This window comes from Rhodanobacter sp. sgz306013 (genome assembly GCF_057031145.1).
In genome coordinates, this window is sequence record NZ_JBXCIJ010000002.1 from 999658 (window position 1) to 1025174 (window position 25517).

General features: G+C 68.6%; 23 protein-coding genes. 8 read left to right on the forward strand and 15 right to left on the reverse strand.

What is annotated here, in order from left to right; translation table 11 throughout:
• Nucleotides 1–111 precede the first annotated feature (111 nt).
• The 5 genes from AC2EWF_RS09350 to AC2EWF_RS09370 all read right to left on the reverse strand — a co-directional run bounded on the left by AC2EWF_RS09350 (nt 112) and on the right by AC2EWF_RS09370 (nt 8109).
• Nucleotides 112–3180, reverse strand: a complete 3069-nt coding sequence (locus AC2EWF_RS09350; protein WP_483639085.1) for a TonB-dependent receptor — start codon at nt 3178–3180, stop codon at nt 112–114.
• A gap of 628 nt (nt 3181–3808) precedes the next feature.
• Nucleotides 3809–5698 carry a phospholipase D-like domain-containing protein gene (locus tag AC2EWF_RS09355; protein WP_483639086.1) on the reverse strand — a complete coding sequence of 630 codons (1890 nt, stop codon included), beginning with the start codon at nt 5696–5698 and terminating at the stop codon, nt 3809–3811.
• Between the two features lie 173 nt (nt 5699–5871).
• A complete protein-coding gene (locus tag AC2EWF_RS09360; RefSeq protein ID WP_483639087.1) occupies nt 5872–6351 on the reverse strand; it encodes a SixA phosphatase family protein in 480 nt (159 codons plus the stop codon).
• Between the two features lie 34 nt (nt 6352–6385).
• The gene (locus AC2EWF_RS09365; protein ID WP_483639088.1) at nt 6386–7021 is read right to left on the reverse strand and encodes a nucleotide-binding protein; all 636 of its coding nucleotides are present in this window, start codon (nt 7019–7021) and stop codon (nt 6386–6388) included.
• A gap of 50 nt (nt 7022–7071) precedes the next feature.
• Complete coding sequence (locus AC2EWF_RS09370) at nt 7072–8109, reverse strand: hypothetical protein (RefSeq protein ID WP_483639089.1); 1038 nt, start codon at nt 8107–8109, stop codon at nt 7072–7074.
• A 175-nt stretch (nt 8110–8284) separates the two neighbouring features.
• Here AC2EWF_RS09370 and AC2EWF_RS09375 point away from each other — a divergent pair, with 175 nt between their 5' ends.
• Nucleotides 8285–8479 (forward strand): antitermination protein NusB, encoded by a 195-nt coding sequence (locus tag AC2EWF_RS09375; protein ID WP_483639090.1) that lies wholly within the window; start codon nt 8285–8287, stop codon nt 8477–8479.
• 101 nt (nt 8480–8580) lie between these two features.
• Here the strand turns inward: AC2EWF_RS09375 and speE are convergent, their stop codons facing one another.
• Nucleotides 8581–9435 carry a polyamine aminopropyltransferase gene (gene speE, locus AC2EWF_RS09380; RefSeq protein WP_483639091.1) on the reverse strand — a complete coding sequence of 285 codons (855 nt, stop codon included), beginning with the start codon at nt 9433–9435 and terminating at the stop codon, nt 8581–8583.
• A 228-nt stretch (nt 9436–9663) separates the two neighbouring features.
• Here speE and speA point away from each other — a divergent pair, with 228 nt between their 5' ends.
• The 3 genes from speA to AC2EWF_RS09395 all read left to right on the forward strand — a co-directional run bounded on the left by speA (nt 9664) and on the right by AC2EWF_RS09395 (nt 13689).
• Complete coding sequence (gene speA / locus AC2EWF_RS09385) at nt 9664–11550, forward strand: arginine decarboxylase (RefSeq protein WP_483639092.1); 1887 nt, start codon at nt 9664–9666, stop codon at nt 11548–11550.
• A 176-nt stretch (nt 11551–11726) separates the two neighbouring features.
• Nucleotides 11727–12512 (forward strand): 3-hydroxybutyrate dehydrogenase, encoded by a 786-nt coding sequence (locus tag AC2EWF_RS09390; protein ID WP_483639093.1) that lies wholly within the window; start codon nt 11727–11729, stop codon nt 12510–12512.
• A 4-nt stretch (nt 12513–12516) separates the two neighbouring features.
• Nucleotides 12517–13689 (forward strand): DUF3734 domain-containing protein, encoded by a 1173-nt coding sequence (locus AC2EWF_RS09395; RefSeq protein ID WP_483639094.1) that lies wholly within the window; start codon nt 12517–12519, stop codon nt 13687–13689.
• Between the two features lie 25 nt (nt 13690–13714).
• Here the strand turns inward: AC2EWF_RS09395 and AC2EWF_RS09400 are convergent, their stop codons facing one another.
• A complete protein-coding gene (locus AC2EWF_RS09400; protein ID WP_483639095.1) occupies nt 13715–14185 on the reverse strand; it encodes a group II truncated hemoglobin in 471 nt (156 codons plus the stop codon).
• Nucleotides 14182–14493, reverse strand: a complete 312-nt coding sequence (locus tag AC2EWF_RS09405; protein ID WP_483639096.1) for an antibiotic biosynthesis monooxygenase family protein — start codon at nt 14491–14493, stop codon at nt 14182–14184. The genes AC2EWF_RS09400 and AC2EWF_RS09405 overlap by 4 nt, the downstream gene beginning before the upstream one ends.
• Nucleotides 14494–14597: 104 nt before the next feature.
• On the opposite strand from AC2EWF_RS09405, the gene AC2EWF_RS09410 reads away from it, so the two are divergent.
• Nucleotides 14598–14957: a winged helix-turn-helix transcriptional regulator gene (locus tag AC2EWF_RS09410; RefSeq protein WP_483639097.1), complete on the forward strand. Its 360-nt coding sequence runs from the start codon at nt 14598–14600 to the stop codon at nt 14955–14957.
• Nucleotides 14958–14975: 18 nt separating this feature from the next.
• On the opposite strand, the gene AC2EWF_RS09415 is transcribed toward AC2EWF_RS09410, so the two are convergent.
• The 4 genes from AC2EWF_RS09415 to radC form a co-directional block, all read right to left on the reverse strand.
• Nucleotides 14976–15728 carry an SDR family NAD(P)-dependent oxidoreductase gene (locus AC2EWF_RS09415; protein ID WP_483639098.1) on the reverse strand — a complete coding sequence of 251 codons (753 nt, stop codon included), beginning with the start codon at nt 15726–15728 and terminating at the stop codon, nt 14976–14978.
• Nucleotides 15729–15753: 25 nt separating this feature from the next.
• Nucleotides 15754–16461, reverse strand: a complete 708-nt coding sequence (locus AC2EWF_RS09420) for an SPOR domain-containing protein (RefSeq protein WP_483639099.1) — start codon at nt 16459–16461, stop codon at nt 15754–15756.
• The gene (gene argS / locus AC2EWF_RS09425; protein WP_483639100.1) at nt 16461–18149 is read right to left on the reverse strand and encodes an arginine--tRNA ligase; all 1689 of its coding nucleotides are present in this window, start codon (nt 18147–18149) and stop codon (nt 16461–16463) included. The genes AC2EWF_RS09420 and argS overlap by 1 nt, the downstream gene beginning before the upstream one ends.
• A gap of 540 nt (nt 18150–18689) precedes the next feature.
• Complete coding sequence (gene radC, locus AC2EWF_RS09430) at nt 18690–19361, reverse strand: RadC family protein (RefSeq protein WP_483639137.1); 672 nt, start codon at nt 19359–19361, stop codon at nt 18690–18692.
• A 97-nt stretch (nt 19362–19458) separates the two neighbouring features.
• On the opposite strand from radC, the gene coaBC reads away from it, so the two are divergent.
• From coaBC to AC2EWF_RS09445, 3 genes are read left to right on the forward strand one after another with little or no spacing between them, the layout of a single operon-like run.
• A complete protein-coding gene (gene coaBC, locus AC2EWF_RS09435; protein WP_483639101.1) occupies nt 19459–20664 on the forward strand; it encodes a bifunctional phosphopantothenoylcysteine decarboxylase/phosphopantothenate--cysteine ligase CoaBC in 1206 nt (401 codons plus the stop codon).
• Between the two features lie 8 nt (nt 20665–20672).
• Entirely contained in the window at nt 20673–21128 is a 456-nt protein-coding gene (gene dut / locus AC2EWF_RS09440; protein ID WP_483639102.1) for a dUTP diphosphatase, read from the forward strand.
• Nucleotides 21129–21181: 53 nt separating this feature from the next.
• Nucleotides 21182–23533: a phosphomannomutase/phosphoglucomutase gene (locus AC2EWF_RS09445; RefSeq protein ID WP_483639103.1), complete on the forward strand. Its 2352-nt coding sequence runs from the start codon at nt 21182–21184 to the stop codon at nt 23531–23533.
• A 92-nt stretch (nt 23534–23625) separates the two neighbouring features.
• Here AC2EWF_RS09445 and AC2EWF_RS09450 read toward each other — a convergent pair whose 3' ends face one another.
• The 3 genes from AC2EWF_RS09450 to AC2EWF_RS09460 form a co-directional block, all read right to left on the reverse strand.
• Nucleotides 23626–24273, reverse strand: coding sequence for a DUF4124 domain-containing protein (locus AC2EWF_RS09450; RefSeq protein ID WP_483639104.1), 648 nt, complete (start codon nt 24271–24273; stop codon nt 23626–23628).
• An 85-nt stretch (nt 24274–24358) separates the two neighbouring features.
• Nucleotides 24359–25006 (reverse strand): orotate phosphoribosyltransferase, encoded by a 648-nt coding sequence (pyrE, locus tag AC2EWF_RS09455; RefSeq protein ID WP_483639105.1) that lies wholly within the window; start codon nt 25004–25006, stop codon nt 24359–24361.
• Nucleotides 25007–25017: 11 nt separating this feature from the next.
• Complete coding sequence (locus AC2EWF_RS09460) at nt 25018–25512, reverse strand: GNAT family N-acetyltransferase (RefSeq protein ID WP_483639106.1); 495 nt, start codon at nt 25510–25512, stop codon at nt 25018–25020.
• Between the last annotated feature and the right edge of the window lie 5 nt (nt 25513–25517).

Sequence of the window (25517 nt, forward strand, 5' to 3'; positions counted from 1 at the left end):
GCACTTGCGGGGCGTGCGGTGCGCTGGCCCGGACCGCACAAAAAAAGACCGCCGGGTTGTCCCCGGCGGTCTCCCTGCCGCTCCCGCTGACGGGGGCGTGGCTTCAGCACATCAGTAGTCGTACGACACGCCGAAGCGGACGTAACGCGGCGTCATCGAGCTGTACGGACGCAGGTAGCTGCTGCTCGTCGAGACCGCGTAGGTCTGCGTGGTGGTCTGCTTGTCGAACACGTTGTAGACCATCACGTTGAAGGCCAGCTTCTTGCCCGCCCACTCCGGCCGGTACTCGGCGCTCAGGTCGAGACGGTAGGTCCACGGCTGGCGCTGGTCGCCAGGCCGCGAGGGCTTGCCGTTGCAGAAGTGGTAGTACGGACCGTAGCCCAGGCCCGGGTAGGTGCCATTCGGACCATAGGCACCAAGGCAGGTCTTCGGGCCGCCGGAGGCGATGGAGAGGTTGCCGGACAGCATCCACTCGGGAGCGACCTGGTACGAACCGTAGGCCTTGATCTGGTGGCGGCGATCGTTGGCCAGCGCGCCGTTGGCGTAGTCCATGAGCGAAGCGTAGTCCCAGTCCATCGTCGCCGACACGTCTTCCTGGCCGACGTCCGAGCGCACCTGGCCTTCGCTGTTGCCGTAGCTGCGCGAGTACAGGTAGTCGAGCTTGCCGAACCACTTGCCGTCGAACGGGTGCTCCAGGTACAGGTTCAGGCCGTAGTACTTGCGCTTCATCGTGGTGTTGAAGCCGAAGTCCTGCTTCCAGTCCATCGGCACGGTGTAGTAGCCGCCGCCCAGCTTCGGAATGTCGAAGTAGGAGGTATGGCCCGGATTGATCAGGATGCTGCCCGGGATCTGGCTGACGTCGTAGGTGGCCGGGTCGATGCCCATCCTGTTCATCTTGGCCACGATCGAGGGGCTGTCCGCGATGTCGTCGATCGCATTGCGCAGGTTGCGGTAGGTGGCCTTGGCGCCGTACACCCATGCGTCGCCCAGCTTCTTGTCGAAACCGAGGATGTACTCGTCCTGGTATTCCGACTTGAGGTTGGTCGAGGCCGAGGTCTTCGGGTCGCGCGGCTGGCCGTACTCGCCATTGGCCGAGACCGGCGCGCCGTAGCCCAGGTACGTGTCGATCGGGTGCAGGCCGGTCGGGATGCCATTGGCGTCGATGCCGGTGTAGGTGTAGTACTCGCGGGTGTACAGCGAGGAACCGGCGGAACGCAGCGCCACGCTGGTCGGCATGGCGAGGTAGTAGCGGCCGGCGTTGCCGTAGACCTTGAAGCTGGAGTCGCCGTTGACGTCCCAGCTGAAGCCCACGCGCGGCGCCCACTGCGGCGAGGTCAGGCGGACATAGGGTTTGCCGGCGGCGCCGTAGTTGGTGAACTGGTCGTTGCGCAGGCCGAGCTTGAGCAGCCAGCGGTCGTTGACCTGCCAGCTGTCCTCGACGTACTGCGCACGCTGCTTCACGCGCACTGTGGCGTTGTCGTGGTAACGGTAGCGGGCCACGTAGTAGCCGGTATCGCCACCCGGCTGCGAGCCGGTGTTGGCCACCCACGGCGAATTGTGCCAGTCGGCGCCCGGCTGCGCGGTGCCCGGGCCACCGATGATGTAGGCATCGGGGTCATCGTCCATGGTGTTGTATTCCCAGGCGTAGCCGAGACCGGCATCCGGGAACTTGGTGCCGCCGTCGATGTTCTTCACGTCCTGGTTGTCGATGCCGCCGGTGAGGGTGTGGTCGCCCAGCCGGTAGCTCAGGTCGAGGCGCAGGTTGGTGTTGGTGGAACGATGGCCCGGCAGGTTGATCGTCGAGACGGTCTGGCTGTTGGTGATCGGCCGGCCGCCGTTCAGATCCGGGTTCTGGTCGGCCGCGGCGAAGATGTACGGGTAGGTGGGATCGTAGCCCGGCGTGTTGCTGTACCAGGTGCCTTTCATCTTGCCGTACATCACGCTGGCGGTCAGGTCGTCCGTGATGTAGCTGGTGAACTTCGCCGAATAGACCTCCGCACCGTTCTTGGTGTGCGTGTCGTAGCTGTTGAAGCCGCCCTCGGTCAGGGTGGCGTAGTCGAACTCGTTGAAGGTGCCCTGGTACGACGACTTGTTCGACGCCGCGGTCACCTCGAGGATGTTGCTGTCGGTGATGTTCCAGTCCAGCTTGCCGTACCACTTCGGGTTGTCGTAGCGGTAGTGGTCGACGAACGGCGCCACGTTCGAACCGGTGGACTCGCCCTGCCGGCGCTCCGCCTCGAGGGCCGCGAACAGGAACAGCTTGTCCTGGATCAGCGGGCCACCGACGTAGGCGCTCGCCGTGGTGGTCCACGACTTGTTGTTCTTGCGGTACTGGCGCAGCTTGCCCTGGGAGCCGTCCTTGTTGACGTAGTACCAGTTCTTCGGGTCAGCGTTCAGGTCCTTCGGGGTCCACTGCAGCTGCCCGCCGAAGTGCCACTCGTTGGTGCCGCGCTTGCCGACCTGGCTGATCACGCCGCCGTCGGAACGGCCGTAGGCGGCGCCGTAGCCGCCGCTGAGGATTTCCTGCTGGTCGATCGCGCCATACGGCAGGGTGATGCCGCCGAAGCCGCTCAGCGGATCAGTGGTATTGAATCCGTTGAGGTAGTACGCGTTCTCGGTCACCGAGGCGCCACTGAACGAGACCACCGAGCCGCCCAGGGCGTTGACGAAGAGCGAGCTGCCCGAGACCACGCCGGGCGCCAGCAGGGCGATCGCCTCGGCGTTGCGCGCCAGCGGCAGCCGGGCCAGCTGCTGGGAGGTGATGACGGTGCGCGAGTCCACGCCGCTCACGTCGATGCTCGGCAGGCCGTTGGCCGTCACCGTCACGGCCGACAGGTTCTGGACATTGTTCGCACCGAAGGAAACCTCGGTACCGGAACCCACGCGCATGGTCACGTCCGCACGCGAATCGACGGTCTGGCCGCCGCGCTGCAGGGTCACGGTGTAGTTGCCCAGCGGCAGCGAATCGAACACATAGCGCCCGGCCGCATCCACGGTCACCTGGCGGGTGACGCCGGTATCGCTCTTGACCAGCACGGTATCGCCCGCCTGCGCCTGGCCATAGATGCTGCCCGTGGTCGACTGCGCCATCGCGCCCGCGCCGAACAGGCACAGGGCCAGGCCTATGGCCAGCGAAGTGCGGCGCAGCGGTCCCGTCTGGTGGTTTTCACGTTGGTTCATCTCACAACTCCCCGGGGATTGGGGCCCGGACTTCCCGGGCATTGACAAAAACTTGCGAAACTCCGCTGGTTCGAACAGCCGCGGATGATTCGCTCAAAACCCTGATTTTTCTCTGATTACGTCGAATTTAGAGAGAATCGACGCATGAACGTATCGCAAAGATCTTGCGAATGTCAAACATTCGTAAATTATTTTGCCGTCAACTTACGGGGTGGGCCCCGTCACCACCCGCACCGGGCCGCGGGGCGTCGGGCCGCCACCTCGGGGTGGGGAGGCCGGCAAGTCGGTGCGGAATCTGCCCTTTCTCCCCCGGGCGCGGACGGTCACGAAGGACGGTGCCGGACGGCGCCGGCGCGAGGGAGCGCATTGATCGACGGGCCTCTCGCGAGTTCCGCGCAGAGTCGCAACCGCCGGGCAGGGGCGGTCTTGGCGTGTCTTGCCCAACCGCGTCGCCGGTCGCGAAACGGGTGTCCGTGTCCTTCCGGGCAGCGGGGCCAGTGTTGCAGGCAGCGGAGGCGCGGAGCGCAAGCCTCGGGGTCACCGCAGGCGCGGGCCGGGCGACCTCCCGGGTCCTGTCGGCCGAGCGAGTGGCGGACCAAGGCGGCTGCTGTGTGCTACACGGGCTGCCTCACAGGATCCCCTTCACTCCCGCTCCGAACGCCGTGATCAGGCGCGTGTAGATCAGCTTGGGCGAGATCGCCACGTCGGGGAAGTCGCCGACCGGGGTGTAGCACTCGCGGAACTTCGGGTTGTCGGGAGCGAGCGGGGTGCAGCCGGGCTTGATCTCGTAGCTGGTGGCGTAACGGAACGGCCACAGGTCGAACAGCGGCAGGCGCGAGGAGAGGTTGCCGATGGCCTGGCTGATGTTGCCGAGCACCGGGATCGTGGGTTCCCGCTTGGCGATGGTCCAGGCATTCTGCGGCAGGGTGTCTTCGAGGATGGAGGCGCGCACCTCGCTGGCGAAGCGGGGGTCGTAGACGACCACGCCGGCCTCGGTGTTGTAGTGGTCGGAGCGCGGGTCGAAGTTGTGCGAGCCGACCATTGCGAAGCTGTCGTCCACCACCATCGACTTGGCGTGCAGGCTGTAGCGGCGGCCATTGCTGCGCAGGGGAGCAGGGCGGTTGCGCGCGCCGTGGCTGCCGAACAGGCCGGGGCGACGCTCGTTGCCCGGGAAGCGTTTGCGCGGCTTGCCGGTGGTTGCGATGGGTTGCCCGCTGGGGCCGTCGGCCTGGTCCTCGTTCGCTTCCTCCCAGGCCTCGGCGGCGCTGTCGGCGTGCGGCTTCAGCTCGTGGATCTGGAAGCCGTATTCGGTGAGGTAGCGGCGGCGATGCTTGTAGGACAGCCCGTACACCGCGAATGCGTCGGTGGCGGCCAGCGAGTTGGTGGAAATGATGACGTCGGGCGGCGGGTTTTCCTTGTGCAGGCGCTTGAAGATGTCCTGCGCGCGCTTGCTGAGGACCAGGTAGGGCGTCTGCAGCACCACCTCGTGCCTGGCGTCGGCGACCATGCGCATCAGGCGGCCGGTGAGTTCGCGCGCGCTGCGTTTGGTCGGCTCGTCGGTCTTGGCCGGCAGGTCGCTGAAGTAGTTCACCTGGCTCACGCGCAGGGTATCGTCGCCGATCCAGGCGGCGAGCCAGTCGGGATCTTCCGCCTCGGCCTGGGCGCGCGCCACCCGCGCCGGGTCGGTGTAACGCGGCGCGGGCCAGCCGGGTGCCGCGCGGTCGTCGCGGATGCGCCGGTTCACGTCGCGTAGGCGGATCAGCGGCACCGAGCGCCGATGGTTCCAGAACAGCGCGAAACTGTCGGCCATTTCCCTGCCCACCGGGCCGCCGGCCATCACGTCGCGGTCGAGATAGTCGAAGTCCGGGTCCCAGTTGAAGTAGCGGTTCTGGTAGTTGCGCCCACCGGTAATGCCGATGGCATCGTCCACCAGCAGCAGCTTGTTGTGCATGCGTTGGTTGAACTTGATGAAGCAGCATGCGATGCCGGCGGCGAATTCCAGCGGCGGCGTCTGCGCGTCGTGGAAGGTCGGGTTGTACAGCTTCACCTCGAGGTTGGGGCTGACCCGCGCGAGCCGGTCGAGCAGGCCGAGGTCGTTGAAGGAGAACAGCTGGTCGGCCAGGATGCGCACCTTCACCCCGCGCTGCGCGGCTCGCACCAGCTCATTGAGCACCAGCTGGCCGATGTCGTCCTCGTCCCAGATATAGGTCTGCACGTCGATGCTGTGCCGGGCGGCGCGGATCAGGCTGAGGCGTGCCACCAGCGCGGCCTCGCTGTCATCGAGCAGGGTGACGGCGTTGACCGGATGGCTGGGCGTGGACTCGGCGATCGCCTGCTGCGCGGCCTCCAGCAGGGGCGAGGGCGCGGCGCAACGATCGGCCTGGTGGCAGGTGTCCGCGCGGCCGGGGCTGGCGGCGACGATGGCGCCAGCCTCGCGGATCTGGGCGCGGCTCAGCGTGCAGCCTTGCAGCAGCGTGACGAGCAGCAGGACGGGAAGCAGCAGCCAGCGAGACGACATGAACGATGGACAATGCGAGGCGTCACGCCCCGGGAGGATTGTCGAAGTTATCCCAAACGTTTGCACCCCGCAGGGCGCGGGAAGGGCGAAGCGCCGCGGGTCTGGAGTCCACGCGTTCCAGTTTTGCGCAACCGGATTCCGCCATGTTCGGCACGAACCATCTATCGGGCGATTCAGCGTGGTGACCAGAACGCATCCAGCCGCGCACTGGCCGGCTCCAGCGGGCCGCTGCTGAGGTGCAGCACGGCCAGGCCGGCCGGCGGCATGCCGCGGAATTCGTCCGAACGGCCTTCCACCAGCAGCGCCACCAGCCGCTCGATGCCCGGGTTGTGGCCCACCAGCAGCACGGTGCCCGCGTCGGCGTGCTGGTCGAGCAGGGCCAGCAGCTCGCCTGGGGTGGCGTCGTAGATCTCGCCGGCCTGTTGCAGCGGCGGCGGATCGGCCAGCGCTGCGAGCGCCAGCTGCGCGGTTTCCTCGGCGCGCCGTGCGGGCGAGCAGAGCGCACGCAATGGCCGCGCGCCGTGCCGTGCCAGCCAGGCGCCGGCGTCCTGTGCCTCGCGCCGGCCGTGCTCGCTCAGCGGCCGCTGGCGGTCGTCGCCGCCGCCCTCGGCGGGCATGGCTTCGGCGTGGCGCAGCAGGATCAGTTCGTGCATGGAGGACTCCGGTAGGGTTGGTGGCGCAGCGTGCTCAGGCGGTCTGGCGCCTGATCCAGCGCAACAGCGGCTTCCAGTCCTGCTGGTGGCTGCGCACCTGCTCGGACTGATAGTCGAAGATGCCCTTGCCCAGCGCGGCGAGCAGCACATACGCCTGGCTGTCGCGCAACTGGGCGACGACGGGGAACGGCGATGCGGCGGCGAGCTGTTCCACCGCATCCTGGCTGGCACGGGTCCAGGGCTTGAGGCGGTTCGCCACCAGCGCCACCGGCAGCTTGCCGCTCTTGATGCGCTTGATCGCCTGCAATTCGCCGAGAAAGTGCATCGTGGCGTCGAGGTCGAAGCTGGACGGCAGCACCGGCACCAGCAGCACGTCGGCCCGCTCGATGAAGGCTTCGAGTTCGCGCTCGCCCGAGCCGGCCGCGGTGTCGATCAGCAGCTGCTGCGTGTCCGGCGGCACGCGCTGCAGCGCCTTGCGGCCGCCCTCCAGCCCCAGTACCCCGGGCACGTGGTCGGGCCGGCGCGTGGCCCAGCGGTAGCTGGAACCCTGGTGATCGGCGTCCGCGATGGCGGTGTGCTGCCCGGCCTGGGCCCAGTGCGACGCCAGCTGTGTCGCCAGCGTGCTCTTGCCGCATCCCCCCTTGCTGCTCGCCACCAGCGTCGTGACCATGGGTACGCCCTTGTCGCGAAAGGTGGACCAAGCCTAACCGCTGCGGCCCGTCATGGGGAGTGCGCCGCGGCCGGGGCGTCTGGCACCGGCGGTTGCCAGCTCCCGGGCGCGGTAACGGAGACGCCGCTGGCGCGCAGCACGGTGATCAGCTGGCTCATCTCGGTGCCACCCTGCTTCGCGGTCGCCAGCAGCTGCCGTGCCAGAGCGGGATCGTCCTGCGCGCGCAGCGCCAGCTGCGAGTAGTTCTGCACCTGCCAGACCAGGTCGCGGCGCTGCTGCCGCGCCTCTGCCTGCGCGGCCGGGTCGCCGAGCACCTCGCGCAGGTGCAGGCCCAGCGAGCGCGCCAGCGGGCTGGAACCCCATTGGAGCAGCTTGCCGAGCTGGAGACAGTCGGCCTTGATCGCGGCATCGTCGCCCGCGTTCTCGCACAGCTTGGCCACCACCGGCAGCATGGGCCGCGGCTGCAGCCTGGCGTTGCCCTGCACGATCAGCGCCTGCACGCCGACGGGGCCGCCTGCGCCCTGCGCGGCCGGCGGTGGGGGCAGTGCGTCCACCACGCCGGCCAGCGCGGTGAGGCTGCCGCCGGTGTAGTCGTCGTAGAGCTTGGCGGCGGCCGCCTTGGCGAGGTCTTCGCGCGCGGCACCGGCTTTCATGTCGCGGGTGTCGAGGCCCAGCTTGAGCAGCCACACCGCGGCGTTGTCCGGCGCCTGCTCCACCAGCTTGCGCAGCGCGCTGGCGTTCGGGCAGGCGTCGGCCTTCGCGTCGCAGTCGGCGAGGCGCGCCCACTGCACGCCGGGGCCGGCATCGGGGGCCGCGGCGGCGCGGCTGATCAGTGCGTGGAAGCTGCTGGTCTTCGGCTGGTCCGGCAGCGGGCGGGCCAGCAGCGCCGCGCCCAGCAGCGGTTGCGCGGTGGCGCGCAACGCCAGCACGCTGACCAGGTCGTGCTGGAACGCCTGCAGCGCCTGCCCGCGAGCGCTGTCGCCGGCGGCCGGTGGCGCATCCGGAGCGGCTGGCTTCACGGCCGCCGCCGCAGGGGCTGCGAGCAGCGAAAGGGCGCCGGCAACGGCGAGGCAGTGCCATCCACGCATGGGGTGCTCCAGCAATCACGGGGCCGCCAGCTTAGCGGCCGGGTGTTGAGGATGCTCTGAACGATGTCTGAGCCAGGGGATGCCGTGGCGGGCCTGTCCGAGGGCGAGTTGTTAGGATGCCGGTTCGATCAGCGCGCCCGGCGCGCTCCACAACACAGGGGCCGGAGGACATGCCGTGAATCATTTTTCCAGTTTCGCCGACGGCGCACCATGGTTCGCCGGCTGGGGCACGCTGGCGCTGATCAACGCGGGCCTCGCACAGGGCAAGAACCGCAGCGGCCTGATCTGGTTCCTGCTCTCGCTGCCGTTCGGCCCGCTGGCGACGCTGGCGCTGCTGCTGCTGCCGAAGGTGCGCGGCAAGCTGTTTTGAAGGCAGGTCCGGAGCGGGGATCCGGGATCTGAATGAGCAGCGGTGCCGCGAGGTTCGGCTTTGCCGGATCCCCGGTCCCGCCGCCTCTCCAGTCCCGGCTCTTATTCCCCCAGCGCCTCGCGCATGAATTCCGGCTGGGCCAGTGCGGCCTTGTGGATCTCGGCGTTGTAGTACTTCGTGGGGAAGTTCTTGCTGAGCGCGCCGCGCTCGCGAAAGCCGCTGAGGTCGCCGCCCTTGCGCGCCATGGTGCAGCTCCACCAGCCGGTGGGGTAGCAGGGCTGCGGGAACGGCAGGGTCTTCACGGCGCTGAAGCCGGCGGTGCGCATCGCGGCGCGCATCGACTTGATGAGTTCGAGGTGGGCCAGCGGCGATTCGCTCTGCTGCACCAGCAGGCCGCCGTGGCGGAGCGCCTTGTGGCAGCTGGCGTAGAACGCGGCGTTGAACAGGCCTTCGGCGGGGCCCACCGGGTCGGTGGAGTCCACGATGATGAGGTCCAGCGATTCGGGCTCGGCCTCGGCCATGTACTTGATGCCGTCGATGAACAGCAGTTCGGCGCGCGGGTCGTTGTTCGACTCGCACAGCTCGGGGAAGTACTGCTCGGCCAGCCGCGTCACACGCTCGTCGATTTCCACCTGCACGGCGTGCTCGACTTCCTCGTGCTTGAGCACCTCGCGCAGCGTGCCGCAGTCGCCGCCGCCGATGATCACCACGCGCTTGGCGCGCGCATGGGTGAACAGCGCCGGATGGGTCATCATCTCGTGGTAGAGAAAGTTGTCGCGCGTGGTCAGCATCACGCAACCGTCGATCACCATCAGCTTGCCCCAGTCGGTGGTCTGGTGGATCTCGATGGTCTGGAACGGAGTCTTCTCCGCGTGCAGCAGTTGCTCGGTGCGGAAGCCGATGGAGGAGCCGGAGGCCTGGTGCGCCTCGGTGAACCAGCTGATCTGCTGCGACATGGATGTTCCTGGGGGGTTCGAGCGGAATGTTTGGCCGCCCATTGTAGCCGACCGCCGCCCCGGGGTTTGGGCTGGCGGCCGGGGCCGCTACAATGGCGGCTCCGGTGCGCCATGCGTGCGCCGGCTGGCGCGATCGGCCCCGCGGCGTGCGAGGCTTCCGGCCCATCGCGCTCCTTTCCGTCAAGGCTCGCCGCTGCGACGACAGGCTTTCCGAAAAGGAGATGCTTCATGTCGAAGCACTGGACCGTGGCGGATGCGCGCCACACCTACGCCGTGGCCCACTGGGGCGACGGTTACGTCGATGTGGGTGGGGCCGGCGAGATCGTGATGCGGCCGCACGGCGCGCACGGCCCCGCGCTGTCGTTGCCGGCGATCGTCGAGCGAGCCCGCAGCGAGGGCCTGCGCCTGCCGCTGCTGGTGCGCTTCCCGGACATACTCGCCGACCGCCTCGCACGCCTGCAGGCTGCGTTCGCCAAGGCGATCGGCGAGTGGCACTACGCAGGCGGCTATACCGCCGTGTACCCGATCAAGGTGAACCAGCAGCGCGGCGTGGCTGGCGAGCTGGTGGCCGCCGGCGCCGAGGGTTTCGGCCTGGAAGCCGGCTCGAAGCCGGAATTGATGGCGGTGCTGGCGATGGCGCGGCCCGGCTCCATCGTGATCTGCAACGGCTACAAGGATCGCGAATACATCCGCCTCGCGCTGATCGGCCGCAGGCTCGGCCTGCGCGTGCATATCGTGATCGAGAAGCTGTCCGAGCTGGACCACGTGTTCGCCGAGGCGAAGGCTCTTGGCGTGGAGCCGTTGCTTGGCGTGCGCGTGCGCCTCGCCTCGATCGGCGCCGGCAAGTGGCAGAACACCGGCGGCGACAAGGGCAAGTTCGGGCTGTCGCCTGCGCAGGTGCTCACCCTGATCGATCGGCTGGAACAGGCCGGGCTCAAGCACGCGCTGAAGCTGCAGCATTTCCACATGGGCTCGCAGATATCCAATGTGCGCGACATCGCCAACGGCATGCGCGAGGCCACGCGTTATTTCGTCGAGCTCACCCGCATGGGCGTGCCGCTGGAGATCGTCGACGTCGGCGGCGGCCTGGGCGTGGATTACGAGGGCTCCCGCTCGCGCAGCCACAACTCGATCAACTATTCGATCGAGCAGTACGCCGCCACCATCGTGCAGTCGCTGGCCGAGGCGGTGGAGGCGGAAGGCCTCGGGGCGCCGCACATCCTCACCGAGGCAGGCCGTGCGATGACCGCGCACCATGCCGTGCTGGTGGTCAACGTGAGCGAGGTGGAGGAAGTGCCGGCCGGCACTATCCCGCCGGTGGTGCAGGACGAGCCCGCGGTGCTGCGCCGCCTGCGCGAGGTGCATGGCGAACTCGACCAGCGCCCCGCGCTGGAGCTGTTCCACGAGGCCCAGCATCACCTGAGCGAAGGCCAGGCGCTGTATGCGCTGGGCCAACTCGCACTGGCCGATCGCGCACGGCTGGACGAGATGTACTACGCCATCGCCAATGCGGTGCGCGCGCGCCTGCTGCCAGGCGAGCGTTCGCACCGCGCCGCGCTGGACGAGCTGGACGAGAAGCTGGTCGACAAATACTTCGTCAACTTCTCGGTGTTCGAGTCGGTGCCCGATATCTGGGCCATCGACCAGATCTTCCCGATCGCGCCCATCGCGCGGCTCGGCGAGCAGCCCACCCGCCGCGGCGTGATCGTCGACCTCACCTGCGATTCCGATGGCCGCATCGACGACTATGTCGATGCCGAGGGCGTGGATGTCTCGCTGCCGCTGCACGCGCTGCGGGAGGGCGAAAGCTACCGGCTCGGCATCTTCATGGTAGGCGCCTACCAGGAGACCCTGGGCGACATCCACAACCTGTTCGGCGATACCGACGCGGTGAACGTGCGCGTGGCCGGCGACGGCTACGTGTTCGCACACAAGCGCCGTGGCGACACCACCGACCTGATGCTGGACTACGTGGGCTACGACCTCGCCGCGTTACGCGCCAGCTACCGTGAGCGCATCGCCGCCGCGGGCATTGCCGGCGAGGCGGCCGAGCAGCTGTACCGCACGCTGGATGGCGGCCTCACCGCCTACACCTACCTGGCCGAAGAAGGCTGACGCCCGTTGCTTCCTCTCCCTTCGGGGAGAGGACTGAGTGGAGGGCGGGGTTGTCGAAAGCGTCTGGTGGCCGGTGCTGTCGCAAGCGTGCCCTTGCCCCGGTCCCCTGCACCAAAGCCTGATGGTGCCGTCACATCTGCCGCCTACAATGGGCCTCCCCCTCACGGAGTACCCCCATGGGCAGTCTCGACGGCAAGGTGGCCCTGATCACTGGCGCGGCCAGCGGCATCGGCAAGGCGATAGCGGAGCTGTATGCGAAACAGGGTGCGAAAGTCGCCATCTGCGACATCAACCAGCAGGCCGCCGATGCGGCTGCGGCGGAGATCGACGTGGCCGGCGGCAAGGCCATCGGCGTGGCGATGGACGTCACCGACGAGGCCGCGGTGGATGCCGGCACCGACAAGGTGGTCGCCGCCTTCGGCGCGCTGGACATCCTGATCTCCAACGCCGGCGTGCAGATCATCAACCCGATCGACCAGTTCAGCTACGCCGACTGGAAAAAGATGCTGGCGATCCATCTCGACGGCGGCTTCCTCACCACGCGCGCCGCGCTGCGTCACATGTACAAGGGCGACCGCGGCGGCATCGTGATCTACATGGGTTCGGTGCATTCGCATGAGGCCTCCAAGCTCAAGGCGCCGTACGTGGCGGCCAAGCACGGCCTGCTGGGCCTTGCGCGCACGCTGGCGAAGGAGGGCGCGCCGCACAACGTGCGCTCGCACGTGATCTGCCCCGGCTTCGTGCGCACGCCGCTGGTGGAGAAGCAGATCCCCGAGCAGGCCAAGGAGCTGGGCATCAGCGAGGCCGAGGTGATCAAGAGCGTGATGCTGAAGGACACCGTGGACGGCGTGTTCACTACCGTGGAGGACATCGCGCAGACGGCGCTGTACCTCGCCACCTTCCCGTCCGCTGCGCTGACCGGCCAGAGCTTTGTGGTCAGCCACGGCTGGTACATGCAGTAAGCCGATGGCCGAACCGATGCAGGAGTCGTCGCTGGCCGAGGCGGTAGCGCGCGACTACCGCAGCGTGGCCCTGGTGCTGCAGGGTGGCGGCGCTCTGGGTGCGTACCAGGCCGGCGTGGTGGAGGCCTTGGCCGGGGCCGGGCTATGGCCGGGCTGGGTGGCCGGCATCTCGATCGGCGCGCTCAACGCGGCGATCATCGCGGGCAACCCGCCGGAGCGGCGGGTGGAGCGCTTGCGCGCGTTCTGGCGCACCATCTGCCAGTCGCCGCTGTGGCCGTCCGTGCCCACGCCGCCCTGGTTCGACGAGGCGGCGTGGCCGCTGGCGGTGCGCAGCGGCCTCAGCGGGCTGGCCGCGTGGCGCGCGCTGGTCGAGGGGCAGGCGGGCTTCTTCCGCCCGCGCCTGCCGGCGCCGGTGCTGCAGGCGCATGCCGGACCCGCCAGCACCAGCTGGTACGACACCGCACCGCTGCGCGCCACGCTGGAGCGGCTGGCGGATTTCGACCGCATCAACGATCCGCGCGGCATGCGCGTGTCGGTGGGTGCGGTGAATGTGCGCACCGGCAATTTCGCCTATTTCGACAACACCCGGGAGCGCCTGCGGCCCGAGCACTTCATGGCCTCCGGCGCCTTGCCTCCCGGTTTTCCTGCGGTGGAGATCGACGGCGAGTTCTACTGGGACGGCGGCATGGTTTCCAACACGCCGCTGTATCAGGTGCTGACCGAGCGGCCGCACCGCGACATGCTGGTGCTGCAGGTCGATCTGTGGAGTGCCCGCGGCGAGCTGCCGCGCGACATGGCGGGCGTGGCCGAGCGGGTGAAGGATATCCAGTACTCCAGCCGTACCCGGCTGGTGACCGAATACATGTGCCAGAGCCGCGAACAGCAGCGCCTTCTGCATGCACTGATGGCGCTGGTGCCGCCGGATCGGCGCAATGGGCCGGCCTGGCGCTGCGCTGAGGCGGCGGCCAACGGCTCGCGCACCAACCTGATCCACCTGATCTACCGGGACAAGCCCTACGAAGGGCACTTCAAGGACTACGAGTTCAGCGTGTCCAGTATGAAGAGCCACTGGCGCAGCGGCCTGGACGACATGCGGCATACCCTGGCGCATCCGCAATGGTTCGCCGCTCCACCGGCCGAACAGCCATTCGTCACCCACGACGTGCACCGGGAGTGAGGGAGGCCTCCCCGGTCGCCCGGCTTCAGCCCCGATAGGGCCCGCCGGTCTCGCCCCAACCCCAGGCAGGCATGGCCGCCTGTTCGTCGGGCAGCTGTTCGAGCCGCGAGTTCAGTACGGCCAGCCGGGTGCCCCATTCCACGTAACCGACAAAGGCGGAACGGAATTCCGGATCGTCCGGCAGGCCGGCGGCGTCGGCGCACTCAAGCAGCAGCGCCATCCAGCGTGCGCGCTGCGCTTCGTTGAGATGCCTTCCCACGTGCTTCGCCAGCATGGCGTGGTGGCCGCCGCGTTGCTGGCTGTAATGGGTAGGGCCGCCGAACACTTCGGCGAGGAACAGCGCGACGAAGTGGGGGTGGCGGGCGTCCATGTGCGCAAACAGGGGCGCCAGCAGCGGATCGTCCGGCATGCGCCGGTAGAAGATTTCGGTGAGGCGTTCGAACGCGGGCAGGCCGCCGGCCCATCCGTATAGGCTGGGAATCCCGTCATCGCTCATGGCGACTTGGTCCGTTGCACCGTCGTTGTCCGGTAGTGGCGCATTTCCTCGATCATCTCCACGTAGGGCTTGATCGCAGCGAAGAAGGCGCGAAACTCCGCGCTGCCGCGGAAGCCTTGCATGTGGCCCTCCACCGAATCCCATTCGATACGCAGGATGTAGCTGCCCGGCTCGTCAAGACAACAGGCCAGCTCGTAGCCGAGGCAGTGCGCGGAGGCATCCAGGCTGAGCGCGGCTTCGACGTAATCCTGTTCGAACCGGGCCGCCTCTGCCGGCGGAATCTTGTAGCGGATGTACTCGACGATCATGCTCGGTCCTCATGGAGGCGTTGCGGTGGCCTGCCGATTCTGCATCTGCCGCCGCGCAGAAAGATACGCACCGAAAAGTTACCTGCCTCGCCTTGGGCCATCGTATGAACCATTCCCTGCGCAAGACCTTCGTCTGTCCCGTCGACGTGACGCTGAGCCTGATCCACGGCAAGTGGAAGCCCATGATCCTGTGGCTGCTGTCGACCCGCCACCGGCGCTTCAGCGACTTCCAGGCCGCCATGCCGCAGGTGGCGCACAAGGTGCTCAGCCAGCAGCTGCGCCAACTGGAGGCGGACGGATTGATTTGCCGGGTGACGCGCGATACGCGCGGACAGCGCATGGACTACCGGCTGACCGGGTTCGGCCGCAGCCTGCGGCCCGCGCTGAACGCGTTGGCGAACTGGGGCAAGACCCACCATCGCGCGCTGGGCGTGGAGTACGGCGGTTCCGGCGGAGATGGTTGAGCGACGTGCGCGATCGCCTCAGTCGCGGTGGACCTGCAGGCCGGCCGCCGACTGGCTGGTCGGCATGATCTCGAGGCGGTTGATGTTGAGGTGCGGCGGCAGGTTGGCGATCCACCAGATCGTGTCGGCGATGTCGGCCGCGGTGATCGGGCGGGCGCCGGCGTAGAGCTGGTCGGAGGCGGCCTGGTTGCCGCCGGTGCGCACCAGGGTGAACTCGGTCTCGGCCATGCCCGGCTCTATCGAGGTCACGCGCACGCCGGTGCCGTGCAGGTCCACGCGCAGGTTCTGCGAGAACTGGGTGACGAAGGCCTTGGTGCCGCCGTAGACATTGCCCCCGCGGTAGGGATAGCTGGCCGAGATCGAGCTGATGTTCACGATCGCGCCGCGGCTTTCGATCAGGCGGGGCAGCAGGGCATGGGTCATCGTCGCCAGGGCGGTGACGTTGGTATCGATCATCTGCCTCCACTGCGCGAGATCGGCCTGCTGCGCCGGCTCGGTGCCAAGCGCCAGCCCTGCGTTGTTCACCAGCAAGTCGATGCCGGCGAACGCCGCCGGGAGGCCGGTAACGGCCGCGCGCAGGGCAGCTTCGTCGCGGATGTCGAACGCGGTCGCATGCACCTGGTCGCCACCGTGTGCATTCACCAGCTGTTGCAGTCGCTCGGCACGACGGCCGCTGGCGATCACGCGCCAGCCTCCGGCCACAAAGCGCTCCACGGTGGCGGCGCCGAACCCGGAGGTGGCGCCGGTGATCCAGGCGGTCTTGGTGCTCATGGGGGTGCGGCCTCGGCGAGGTGGATTACTTGCCTTCCTTCAGCGCGATCGAGCTGATGCCCGCGTTGGCGAGGCGCTGCTTGGTCGCCTCCAGCGCACTGGCGGTGGGGAAAGGCCCCAGCCGCACGCGATGGAAGGTCTGGCCATTGACGCTGACGGACTGCACGTTCGCCACGAAGCCCTGCATGGCGAGCTTCGCTTTCATGGTCTCCGCGTCGGCGGGGTTGGGGAAGGCGCCGACCTGCAGCAGGTAGCCGCTGCCGGCCGCCGGTTTCGGCACGGCGGCAGCGGGTGCGGCCTCGATGTTCTGGGTGGCTACCGGCGCGTTGCCGGGCGCCGATGGCGCCACTGGCGTGGCGGCCGGCGTGGCGTTCGTGGGCGTGCTCGCGGCGGCCTGCTGCTTCTGCTCGGCCTTGGCCTGCGCGCTGATTTCTGCATCCGGGATACGCACCTCCTTCTCCGACAGCACGGAGTAGAAGTCGAACTGCGGCTTCTTCGGCGCGCTCTCGGCGTTGCCCGGTGCCACCGCGCCGGTCTCGCCGGGGGCCTCGGCGGTGGCCTGCGGATTCGCCTGTGGGCCGGTTTTCGCCGTCATCGGCATCAGCGAGTGGCGCATCAGCACAACCACCGCCACCGCGCCGATCAGCACGCCGACCAGCGCCCAGACCCAGCCGGGAATGCCGCCGCCACCGTTGCGTACCGCCTGCCGGCCCTTGCCTTTGCGTGCTGCCATCACATGCTCTCCGGGGCGCCGAGGCCCAGCAAGTCGAGACCGTTGCGCAGTACCTGCCGGGTCGCCACCACGAGGGCTAGGCGGGCGTCGCGCAGGTCCTTGTCGTCAACGAGGAACTGGTGCGAGTTGTAGTAGGTGTGAAACGCGTTCGCCAGTTCGCGCAGCCACACGGCGAGCAGGTGCGGCTCCAGGTTCGCCGCCGCGGCCTCTACCACTTCGGGGTAGCGCGACAGTTCTGTGAGCAGCGCCTGCTCGTGTTCGTTATCCAGCCGTGCGAGCTGCGCCAGCCCATTGTCCTGGTCGAACGTGAACCCTTTCTCGCCGGCCTGCCGCAGCACCGAGCAGACGCGGGCGTGGGCATATTGGATGTAGTACACCGGATTGTCGTTGGTCTGCGAGCGGGCCAGGTCGATGTCGAACACCAGCTGCGAGTCGCCCCTGCGCGAGATCAGGAAGTAGCGCGTGGCGTCGCGACCCACCTCGTCGATCAGATCGCGCAAAGTGACGTAGCTGCCGGCGCGCTTGGAGATCTTCACTTCCTCACCGCCGCGCATCACGGTGACCATCTGGTGCAGCACGTAGTCGGGATAGCCCTTGGGGATGCCGCAGTCCAGCGCCTGCAGGCCGGCCTTCACGCGCGCCAGCGAGCCGTGGTGGTCGGAGCCCAGCTCGGTGATCGCCTTCTCGTAGCCGCGTTGCCACTTGCTGAGGTGGTAGGCCACGTCCGGCACGAAATAGGTGTAGGTGCCGTCGGACTTGCGCATCACGCGGTCCTTGTCGTCGCCGAAGTCGGTGGTCTTCAGCCAGAGGGCGCCCCCTTCCTCGTAGGTGTGGCCGTGGGCGACCAGCTCGCGCACGGTCTCCTCCACCTTGCCGTCGGCGTACAGCGACGATTCCAGGAAGTACACGTCGAAAGCCACGCCGAATGCCTTGAGGTCCAGGTCCTGCTCGCGGCGCAGCGCAGCCACGGCGAACGCGCGGATCGCGGCCAGATCCTCAACGTCCTTCGCGCCGGTGACGGTGTGGCCCTCCACGGTGACGCTGTCGCCGGCCAGATAGGCCTTCGCCACGTCGGCGATGTAGTCGCCGCGGTAGCCGTCTTCCGGCCAGCCGGCGTCGCCAGGGGCGAGGCCGCGCGCCCGCGCTTGCACCGAAGTGGTGAGATTGGCGATCTGCACACCGGCGTCGTTGTAGTAGAACTCGCGCTTCACGTTCCAGCCGCTGGCCTCCAGCAGGCGACTCAGGCAGTCGCCGATCGCCGCGCCGCGGCCGTGGCCCACGTGGAGTGGGCCGGTGGGATTGGCCGAGACGAACTCCACGCCCACGGTGCGGCCCGCGCCCAGCGCGTTGCGGCCATAGGCGGCGCCCTGCTCGAGAATGCGGTGCACCTGCGCTTGGCTGGCATCGGCAGCCAGGAAGAAGTTGATGAAGCCGGGCCCGGCGATCTCCACCCTGGCGACCAGGGGGTTCGTCGGCAGCACGGCCACCAGCTTCTCGGCCAGGTCGCGTGGCTTGGCCCGCGCGGCTTTCGCCAGCAGCATCGCCGCGTTGCAGGCGAAGTCGCCATGCTCGCGGCTGCGCGTGCGCTCGATCACGAAGCCGGGCAACGCCAGGTCGGCGGGCAGGGTGGACTGGGTTTGCAGTACGTGGATGGCCTCGAGGACCAGTTCGTGCAGCTGGGCTTTCACGGGCGCGGCGGTTCCGGGATGGAACCGGCAATCCTAGCAGACCGGCCGGATCGGACGGCCGTCGCGCGCAGCTACGGCGGCCGGCATGGTGCGGCGCGATGCGCTGCTTGTGGATAAGTCTGTGGGGAAAGCGGCACCTGCCGTGGCTGGTGAATCGCCACGTGCGCGGCCGCCGCAGTCTTCTTGAAAAGAATGATTTTAAATCAATTGGTTGCAACGCATGCTTGAAGTCATGGCTGCGCTGAGGGCCGCAAGTGCCCATGTCTGCCCTTTGTGCATAAGTAACGGCCATTTGGCCGTCATCGCTGCAGTGCCGGATCGTCATCGCCTTGTCATGCGGCACCGCCACACTGGCTGCGTGCCGGTGACGACTCCCCTCCATCCTTGGCACACGGAGACGCCGCTCTCTCCGCTCCCCGAATCGGCAACCACGGCGCGGCTCATCCCCGCGCCGTTTTTTTGTCCGAAGATCGTCCGAAGAGCGCGGCCTGGCCGCCCGTTTGATTCAGGCGATCAGGGGCGATCGCCAAAATGTCCCGTTCAGATCAGGCCGCGCGCGGCCATCGACACCGGCTTGCCCTGGCCGATCACCAGATGGTCGAGCACACGCACCCCGACCAGTTGCAGGGCCCTGCGCAGTTCGCGGGTGATGGCGCGGTCGGCCGCGCTGGGTTCGGCCACGCCACTGGGGTGGTTGTGGGCGAAGATCACCGCGCAGGCGTTGTGCCGCAGGCAGGCACGCACCACCTCGCGCGGATGGATGCTGGCGCCATCCACGGTGCCGCGGAAAAGCTCCTCGAAGGCAAGCACGCGATGGCGATTGTCCAGGAAGAGGCAGCCGAACACCTCGTAGGGCAGGTGGCGCAATCGGGCGCTGAGATAGTCGCCGCTGTCGCGCGGATTGCCCAGCGTGGGCTGCTCGCGCAACTGCTCGGCGAGGCTGCGCCGGGCCAGTTCCAGCGCGGCGGCGATGCGTGCGCGCTTGGCCGGACCGAGGCCCGCCGCGCGCGCCGAGTGGTCGGGGCGGCCAAGCAGCGCGCCTAGGCTGCCCGCGCCGGCCAGCAGCTCGCGGCCCAGCGCGATCGCATCCTTGCCCGGCGCACCACTGCCCAGCAGCACGGCCAGCAGCTCGGCGTCGGACAGTGCGCCGCTGCCGTGCGCCAGCAGCTTCTCGCGGGGACGTTCGCCTTCGGGCCAGTCGCGGATGCTCATGTCCTCCAGCGTGCCGGCGGGGATGCGATGCGGGCAGCAGTTGCGCAGCATGATTCCGGTAAGCTAACCATCTGCCCGCACGTCAGGCCCTGCCTACATGAGTCTTGCCCAACGCCGCATCCTCCTGGGAGTGTCCGGCGGCATCGCCGCCTACAAGTCCTGCGAACTGGTTCGCCGACTGCGAGAGCAAGGTGCCGAGGTGCGCGTGGTGATGACGGCGGGTGCCGGGCATTTCGTGGGTGCCGCCACCTTCCAGGCACTGTCCGGCCAGCCGGTGCGTACATCGCTGTGGGATGAAAGCGCCGAGGCGGCGATGGGTCATATCGAGCTGGCGCGCTGGGCCGAGCGCATCCTGATCGCGCCGGCCAGCGCCGACATTGCCGCGAAGCTGGCCCACGGTCATGCCGACGACCTGCTCACCACGCTATGTCTCGCCAGTGCCGCGCCGCTTTATGTGGCGCCGGCGATGAACCGGCAGATGTGGGCGAACCCGGCGGTGCAGGCGAACCTGGCCCTGCTGCGCCAGCGCGGTGTGCACGTGCTCGGCCCGGCGGAGGGCGAACAGGCCTGCGGCGACGTGGGTTCCGGCCGCATGCTTGAGCCGCACGAGTTGCGCGACGCCCTGGCGGCCTCGTTCGGCAGCGGCGTGCTGGCGGGATTGGACGTGGTGGTCAGTGCCGGTCCGACGTTCGAGGACATCGATCCAGTGCGTTTCATCGGCAACCGCAGCTCCGGCAAGATGGGCTTCGCGGTGGCGCAGGCTGCGGCCGAGGCGGCCGCCCGGGTGACCTTGGTGGCCGGTCCGGTGGGCCTGGCCACCCCGCCCGGGGTGGCGCGCCGGATCGACGTCCGCAGCGCGGCGCAGATGCAGGCGGCGGTGCTCGACGCCTCGGCGCAGGCGCAGATCTACATTGGCGCCGCCGCGGTGGGCGATTACCGGCCGGCCAAGGTGGCCGACCGCAAGCTAAAGAAGCAAGCCGGCGCCGACCTGGTGCTCCAATTGGCCGAGAACCCCGACATCCTCGGCAGCCTCGCGGCGCGCCCCGCACATCCTTTCCTGGTCGGCTTCGCCGCCGAAACGCATGACGTGGCGCACTATGCGCAGGACAAGCTGCAACGCAAGGGCCTGGACATGATCGCCGCCAACCGCGTCGGCGACGGACTGGGTTTCGAGACCGCCGACAACGCGCTGGACGTGTACTGGGCTGACGGCATGCTCGCCCTGGCGCGCGCCGGCAAGGACGAACTGGCGCGCCAGCTCGTCGCCTGCGTGGCCGAGCGCTATCGCGCGGTGCGCGGATGAGCGCGGCAATGCTGGACGTCGAACTGAAGATCCTCGACCCGCGTCTGGGCGACTCGATTCCGCTGCCCGAGCCCGCCACCACCGGCAGTGCTGGCATGGACCTGCGCGCCGCGCTCGACGCGCCGCTCACATTGGGACCCGGCGACAGTGCGCTGGTGCCCAGCGGCATCGCCATCCACATCGGCGACCCTGGCTGGTGCGCGCTGATCGTTCCGCGCTCCGGGCTGGGCCACAGGCAGGGCCTGGTGATGGGCAATCTGGTCGGCGTGATCGACGCCGACTACCAGGGCGCGCTGATGATTTCCTGCTGGAACCGCGGCCGCGAGCCGGTCACCATCGGCGTGGGCGACCGCATCGCGCAACTGCTGCTGGTGCCGGTGGCGCAGGCGCGGCTGCGCCTCGTGGAGGATTTCGCGCCCAGCATGCGCGGGGCGGGCGGCTTCGGTTCGACGGGCATCAAGTGATTCCGGCTGCCTAGGGGCGGGCCGGGCGTGGCGGATACCTGCGGGGACAGGGCATGGCGATAAGTAACGCAAATGGAGCGCGCCGGCGGGCGCAGCCGGACTGGCGGCGGCTGTGGCCGCTGGCGCTGGGCACGCTGCTGCTGCTGCTCGGTGCGTTCTGTGCCTGGCAGACCTGGCTGATCGCGGACGAGGGCAGCGCGGCGGCGCGCGTGCAGCAGGCACGCGACGCGACCGTAGGGCGGCTGACACAGGCGGTCGCCGCGGAGCGCGCCCAGGTGGAGAAGGCGGTGGCTGCGCTGGATCCGTCCCTGCTGCAGGGTGATCGCGCCGCGCTGGTGGCTGCGCTGCACGCGAAGTTGCCGCAGGCGCTCCAGCTGGACGTCTACAGCGGCAGCCTCGACGAGGTGGTGCACGCGAATTTCCGTGAATTCGGCTACGCCAAGGCGGCACAGCTGATGGCCGCGCAGACGGCCGACGGCCTGCCGCCCGTGCAGAGCGCGTCGCACGGCGCGGGCGATCGCCGGCTGAGTCTGGTGCTGCCCCTGGGTCCGCCGCAGCAGGCGCAGGCCTGGCTGTGGGTTGAGCTGCCCTTCGAGCCGGTGCGGCAGGCCTTCGAGGCGGTCTCGCCCGCGGGCGGCCGGCTGGACCTGCGCCAGGGCGACGCCAGCGCCGACATGCGCATCCTTTCGCACGGCGGCGCCGGCGCCGAAGTGGAACCCGTTGCGAAGATGGTGCCGGGAAGCACATTCAGCGTGGCAGCGGCGCTGCCGATGGCTTTCATCGTGCTGCCCCGCTCGTGGCCGTTGACCGCGCTGCTGGCGCTGGCGGGCATCGGCGCGGGGCTGTACCTGCTGTGGTGGCGATTGCGGCGGCGCGAGCTGCCGGTTGCCGAGCAAGACATCGACATCGAGGAGTTCAAGTTGTCCCAGGAAGCCGCCCGCCAGTCCGCACCGCCCACGCCGGTACTCGCCAAGCTCGCCGCTGCGCCGGCGCCTGCGCCCGCGGCGAAGCCCGCAGCGAAGATCGCGCTCGACCCGTCGATCTTCCGCGCCTACGACGTCCGCGGCGTGGTGGGCAAGACGCTGGACGCCAACGTGGCGCACCTGCTCGGCCAGTCCATCGGCACGCTGATGCGTGAGCAGGCTCTCACCGAGATCGTGGTGGGCCGCGACGGCCGCCTGTCCGGTCCGGAGCTGGCCGGCGCGCTGGCGGGGGGGCTGCGCGCGGCCGGCGTCGACGTGATCGACCTCGGCGCGGTGCCCACGCCAGTGGTGTACTTCGCCACCTGGCACTACAACACCGGCTGTGGCGTGGCGGTCACCGGCAGTCACAACCCGCCCGACTACAACGGTTTCAAGATCGTGATCGGTGGCCAGACGCTGTCCGAAGGCGCGATCCAGGATCTCTACCGGCGTATCGCCGAGAACGCGCTGGAGCACGGCGGCGAAGGCAGCCTGCGCCAGGTCGAGGTGCTGCCGGACTACCTGGAGCGCATCGTTTCTGACGTGCAGGCCGAGCGCCGGCTCAAGGTGGTGGTGGACTGCGGCAACGGCATTCCCGGTGCAGTCGCGCCGCAGGTGCTCACCGGCATCGGTTGCGAGGTGGTGCCCCTGTACTGCGAGGTGGATGGCACGTTCCCGAACCATCATCCCGATCCTTCCGATCCGCACAACCTGGAGGACTTGATCCTCGCGGTGAAGCAGACCGGAGCCGATCTCGGCGTGGCGTTCGACGGCGATGGCGATCGCCTCGGCGTGGTAACCAAGGCGGGCGAGATCATCTTCCCGGATCGGCTGCTCATGCTGTTCGCGCGCGACGTACTGGCGCGCCAGCCGGGCGCCACCATCATCTACGACGTGAAGTGCACCGGGCACCTCAAGGGCCAGATCCTCGAGGCCGGCGGCAGCCCGCTGATGTGGCGTACCGGCCACTCGCTGATCAAGGGCAAGATGCGCGAGACCGGCGCGGAACTGGCCGGCGAGATGAGCGGCCACTTCTTCTTCAAGGAGCGCTGGTACGGCTTCGACGACGGTATCTATGCCGGCGCGCGGCTGATGGAGATCCTCGCCGGCGACCTGGAAGAGCGCACGCCGGAGGAGATCTTCGCCACCTTGCCCAAGGGCGTCTCCACGCCGGAGCTGAAGATCGAACTGGCCGAGGGGGAGCACTACCGCTTCATGGAGCGGTTCCGCGCCAAGGCGAACTTCGGCGATGCCACCCTGATCACCATCGACGGCGTGCGCGCCGACTGGCCGGACGGCTGGGGCCTGGTGCGCGCGTCGAACACTACGCCGGTGCTGGTGCTGCGCTTCGACGCGGACGACCCGCCGGCGCTCCAGCGCATCCAGCAGGTGTTCCGTGGGCAGCTGCTGGCGGTTGATCCGGGATTGAAGTTGCCGTTCTGATTCCGTCATCGGGCACGCCCGTGCCCGATGACGTCAGGCATGTCTACGCGCAGCCAGCGGCTATGCCCAAATCGACGGGGGTGCAGGGAGATTCAGGGCTGGTTGTCCTGCGCGGCGCGCAGGGCGCGATAGTGAGCCAGCTGCTGTGCCTGCTCCTGCGCGGCCTGCGCACGTTGCGCCTGCTGGCGCTGCAGGAGTGCCTGCAGCTCGCTCACCACGCTGCGCTGCTTGGCGATGCCGTCCTGCAGGAACTTCGGCAGCGGCTGCTTGTTGTGCTCGAACTCGGCAGCACGGCCCAGCAGTTCGGTCAACGCCTGCTCCTGGCTGCGCAGGTTGAGTTTGCTGGTGTGGAGTTGCTGGTCCAGGTTCGCCAGCGCCTGCTGCAGGGCATCCTTGTACGCGGCCTCGTCGGGGTAGGCGGACAACATCTGCTCGTCGGCGCGGGCGCGGTCCTGGGCCGCCCGCTGCGCAGCGGCCTGCTGCGTGGCCAGCTTCTGAGCGGCAGCGCGCTCCTCCGGGCTGAGCTGGCGCTGCACGTGCTGCACCACCATACCCTGGTCGTTGACCACGTCGTAGCCGTACTTTATCGCGTCCTGGCTCAGGCTGTCGCTGAAGTGCGGCAGTCCCTTGCCGTCCACCCACTTGTAACGCATGCCGTTGCCGTGCACCTGTTGCTGGGCGCAGACCATCGTGCTGGCGAGCAGTGCGACGATGGTCAGGATGGACAGTGTTTTGTGCATGAGTACCCCCTCGCCGAGAGTATAGACGCGACCGCCGGAGTGCACGCCGCGGCGGGCGACCTGTCCTTGCAGGCCGTGACCGGGTTCAGCCATTCACGCCGTAGCGTTCGCGGTAGGCCAGCAGGCGCGCGTGCTCGGCTGCCAGCTCCGGGTGCTCGCCCGCCCAGGCCAGCACGTCGGCGAGGCTGGTGATCGCGATCACCGGGATGCCGTGGTCGCGCGCCACCTCCTGCGCGGCGGAGAGTTCGCCCTGGCCGCGTTCCTGCCGGTCCAGCGCGATCAGTACGCCGGCCGGCTCGGCACCGTGCGCGCGGATCAGCGCCAGCGACTCGCGCACGGCGGTGCCGGCGGTCATCACATCGTCCACGATCAGCACACGACCCTTGAGCGGTGCGCCCACCAGCAGGCCGCCTTCGCCGTGGTCCTTGGCCTCCTTGCGGTTGTAGGCCCAGGGCAGGTCGCGGCCATGCTGCTCGGCCAGCGCGATCGCCGTGGCTGCGGCCAGCGCGATGCCCTTGTAGGCTGGGCCGAACAGCATGTCCACCGCGATTCCCGCGTTCGCCACCGCGGCGGCGTAGGCGCGGCCCAGCCGGGCCAGCGCGGCGCCGGAATCGATCCGCCCCATATTGAAGAAGTACGGGCTCTGTCGCCCGGACTTCAGCGTGAATTCGCCGAAACGCAACACCTCGCGCTGCAGGGTGAGCTCGATGAAGTCGCGCTGGTAGTCGTGCATGGAGGGTCTCGTCAGGGCAGGGTGCGCCACAGCAGGTGTTGTGGTCCGGAGCGTCCGCCATGGTACAGCGTGCCGCTGTCCGCGAAGCCCGCGCGCAGGTACAACGTCAGCGCGGCGGTGTTGTCGCGGTTCACCGTGAGTACGATGCGGCGCGCCCGCGGATGGCGCTGTGCCAGGTCGTCCAGCAATGCCTCCATGGTGATCGCGCCGAGCCCGTGTCCCTGCCAGGTGGCATCGAGCTGGAACGAGCGCAGGCCCAGCGCGTCCGCATCCTCGTCGCGGCCGGTGAGGCTGCGTGCACTGCTTTCGATGCGGTAATAGCCGATCGGCATGCCGTCGAGCAGGATGGCCATCGGTTCGCTCGCGGGGCACAGCTCGGCATCGGGCAAGGTGCGCGCGGGCGGGCTCACGAAACCGTCCTGTTCCGGCCGTACGCGCAGGCGCAGCACGGCCTCGCGGATAGTGGGCGTGACCGGGTGGACGCGGATGGCAGACGGAGCGGGCATGGTTG